The organism is uncultured Sphingomonas sp., assembly GCF_964250165.1.
Lineage (GTDB): Bacteria > Pseudomonadota > Alphaproteobacteria > Sphingomonadales > Sphingomonadaceae > Sphingomonas.
Window position 1 is genome coordinate 54,110 of sequence record NZ_CAXUEK010000012.1, and the last position, 3,280, is coordinate 57,389.

The 3,280-nt window shown below is 70.0% G+C and carries 4 protein-coding genes (1 of these 4 only partly in view); all 4 read right to left on the reverse strand.

Features of this window, described 5'->3' with window-relative positions; all coding sequences use genetic code 11:
- Positions 1-503, reverse strand: the 5' portion of a protein-coding gene (locus ACFE64_RS04385; RefSeq protein WP_375391238.1) for a type III pantothenate kinase. 319 nt of this gene lie to the left of the window's left edge; 503 of the gene's 822 nt are visible here — the first part of the coding sequence; it begins with the start codon at positions 501-503; its stop codon lies beyond the left edge, outside the window.
- 8 nt (positions 504-511) lie between these two features.
- Positions 512-1,258 carry a biotin--[acetyl-CoA-carboxylase] ligase gene (locus ACFE64_RS04390; protein ID WP_375391242.1) on the reverse strand — a complete coding sequence of 249 codons (747 nt, stop codon included), beginning with the start codon at positions 1,256-1,258 and terminating at the stop codon, positions 512-514.
- A gap of 59 nt (positions 1,259-1,317) precedes the next feature.
- Entirely contained in the window at positions 1,318-2,766 is a 1,449-nt protein-coding gene (gene nuoN, locus ACFE64_RS04395; RefSeq protein ID WP_375391243.1) for an NADH-quinone oxidoreductase subunit NuoN, read from the reverse strand.
- Between the two features lie 2 nt (positions 2,767-2,768).
- Positions 2,769-3,280, reverse strand: a 512-nt coding sequence (locus ACFE64_RS04400; protein WP_375391239.1) for a proton-conducting transporter membrane subunit, incomplete at its 5' end; no start/stop codon positions are given.

Below are 3,280 nucleotides of genomic sequence, written 5' to 3' on the forward strand. Positions count from 1 at the left end.
AGCGACAGGTTGATCCCCGGCGCGATGATGCCGCCCTTGTAGGCGCCGCGATAGTCGCTGACGTCGAAGGTCGTCGCGGTGCCGAAATCGATCACGATCAGGTCGCCGGGGTGGAGCGCGTGCGCGGCGATCGTGTTGACTGCGCGATCCGCGCCCAGCGACTGCGGCTCGTCCACATCCAGCGCCATGCCCCATTCCACCGGCGGCCGCCCGGCGACGAGCGCGGTCGTCCTGAAATATTTCTCCGCGAGCACCTCCAGATTGTGGAGCGCGCGCGGCACGACGGTGGCGACGATCACGCCCTCGATCACATCGCGCGACAGGCCCTCCAGGCTCAGCAGCTGGCTGAGCCAGACGGCATATTCGTCGGCCGTCCGGCGCGGATCGGTCGCGATCCGCCAGCGCGCGACGATGCGGCGGGCGCTCTTGCCGTCCGCGCCGGTCGCGGGGGCGAGGACCGCGAAGACGACGTTGGTGTTGCCGGCATCAATCGCGAGCAGCATCGGCGGGCTCAGACCAGGAAGACATCGGCGGCGTGAATGACACGCCGCTCGGCCGTCGCCAAGCGCAGGATGAGCGCGCCGTCCGCGTCCAGCCCGTCGAACGTGCCGGCCAGCGCGCTGCCGTCCGGCAGGCGGGCGGTGAGCGCCGTGCCCGGCGGGTGCGCCAGCTTCAGCCAGCGCGCCCGGACCGGTGCGAAACCCCCCGTTCGCCACCGATCGCGCCAACCGCCGAAGCCGTCCGCGAGCATGTCGGCGAACGCGTTGGGCGCGACCGGCACGCCATGCGCGGCGAGGCTGGTCGTCGGCCGGTCCGGCAGATCGGGATGATGCGCCAGGTTCACGCCGATGCCGACGACCACGCCGTCATCGGCCCGCTCCAGGAGGATGCCCGACAGCTTCGCCCCGCCGAGCAGCAGGTCGTTGGGCCATTTCAGTTGCAGCTCACCCTCGCCCTTCCGGCGCTGCGCGCCTCCCTCCCTCTCGCCTTGGGAGAGGGAACAGTTCGCCGCAGGCGAGCGAAAGGGTAAGGATGATGGCGTAAGCGCCGACTCCACCACCTCCGCCAGCGCGACCGCTGCGACGAAGCCCAGCGTCGCAGCGGGCGGGTCGGCCGGTCGCAGCCGCACCAGCGTCGAGCCGTAGAAGTTGCCGACGGGCGAGTCCCACGCCCTGCCCTGCCGCCCGCGCCCGGCCGTCTGCCGCTCGGCGCGCAGCCACTCTCCCTCGATCGCGCCGGCCTTCGCGCGCGCCAGCATGTCGGCATTGGTCGAGCCCGTCGCCGCGACGGTGCGGATGACGCTCACCGGAGCGCCAGCTAGAACAGGGATCGCGCCGCCGCCGCCGTCCACACGCCCAGCGGCGCGAGCAGCACCCAGCCGACCGGCGAGACGAAGGTGGCCGCCGCCGCGATCAGCCCGCCTTCCACCAGGTTGCGCTCGCCGGTGAAAGCCGGCGCGGGCGCGTCGAGATACATCACCTTGATGACGCGCAGATAGTAATAGGCGCCGATCACCGAGGCGACGAAGCCCACCACCGCGAGCGGATAGAGGCCGGCATTCACCGCCGCCTGGAACACCGCCAGCTTGGCATTGAAGCCGAGCAGCGGCGGGATGCCGGCGAGCGAGAACATGAAGATCGCCATGGCCGCGGCCAGCCCGGGGCGCGTCTGCGACAGCCCTGCCAGCGCGTCGATCGCTTCGAGCGGCTGGCCGTCCTCGCCGCGCATCTGCAGCACGACGATGAACGCGCCCAGCGTCATGGCAATATAGACGACGAGGTAGAACAGCATCGCCGCGACGCCCTCCGCCGTGCCCGCCGCAAGCCCGACCAGGATGAAGCCGACATTGTTGATGGAGGAATAGGCGAGCAGCCGCTTGACGTTGGATTGTCCGATCGCCGCCACGGCGCCGAGGATGATCGAGGCGAGCGCGGCGAAGATGACGATCTGCCGCCACTCGCCCGTCGCCGGCCCCATCGCGCCGATCGCGACGCGGACCGCCAGGGCCACCGCCGACACCTTGGAGGCAGTGGCGAAGAACGCCGTCACCGGGGTGGGGGCGCCCTCATAGACGTCGGGCGTCCACATGTGAAACGGCACCGCCGCCATCTTGAAGGCAATGCCCGCGAACACGAATACCAGGCCGAACATCAGACCGTAGAAGTCAGGGCTGCCCGGGGCCGTGACCTGGTAGGCGTGCGCGATCCCGCCGAAGCCCGTGGTGCCCGCGAAGCCGTAGACCAGACTGATGCCATAGAGCAGGATGCCGCTCGCCAGCGCCCCGAGCACGAAATACTTCAGCCCGGCTTCGGCCGAGCGGCGGTCCCGCCGCATGAAGCTCGCCAGGACGTAGGACGCGAGGCTCTGCAGCTCCAGCCCGACATACAGCGTCAGCAGGTCGCCCGCCGACACCATCATCGCCATGCCCGCGGCGGCCAGCAGCAGCAGAACCGGATATTCGGGCCTGGCATCGTCGCCGACGGTACGATCGAAGAAGCCCGGGGCGACGATGATCGCAACGGCTGTGGCGCCGAAGATCAGCAGCTTGCTGAACGCGGCAAACAAGTCCGCCCGGAACAGGCCGTCAAAAGCCTCGCCGCCGCCCGCCGCGGGGCCGAGCAGCGCGACGCACGCGCCCGCGAGCACCGCCACCGCACACCAGGAAACCGCTCGGGTGGACTTCGGCCCGCCCCAGGCGGCGACCAGCATCAGCAGGATCGCGCCGACCGAGAGGACCTCCTCGGGTAGCGCCATCAAATAGTTCATGCTCACGGCCGCACCGCCTTTACCGTTCCGGCCAGCGGCCCCTCATGCCCGGCGCTCGGCGCGGCGTCGCCGATCGGCTTGGCGCGATCGATCCGCGCCAGCAGCACGCCCACATCCTTGCGCATTGGGGCCAGGAAGCTCTCGGGATAGACGCCCATCCACAGCACCGCGGCGGCGATCGGCGCGAGCAGCCAGTATTCGCGCGCCGACAGGTCCGGCATCGCCGCGACCTCCTCCGACTTCACCGCGCCGAACACGACGCGGCGATAGAGGTAGAGCATATAGGCCGCGCCCAGGATGATGCCGGTCGTGCAGAGCAGCGCGATGCCGGTCGAGAGCTGGTAGGTGCCCATCAGGCTCAGGAACTCGCCGACGAAGTTGCTCGTCCCCGGCAGCCCGACCGACGCCATGGTGAACAGCATGAAGAACAGGGCATAGGCCGGCATCACGATCGCCAGCCCGCCATAGCGCGCGATCTCGCGGGTATGCAGCCGGTCGTAGATCACCCCCACGC

Excerpts from the sequence above, each read along its gene's own strand:
- nuoN (WP_375391243.1), bottom strand. The coding sequence starts at position 2,766 with ATGAACTATTTGATGGCGCTACCCGAGGAGGTCCTCTCGGTCGGCGCG.
- ACFE64_RS04390 (WP_375391242.1), bottom strand. The coding sequence starts at position 1,258 with ATGCTGGCGCGCGCGAAGGCCGGCGCGATCGAGGGAGAGTGGCTGCGC.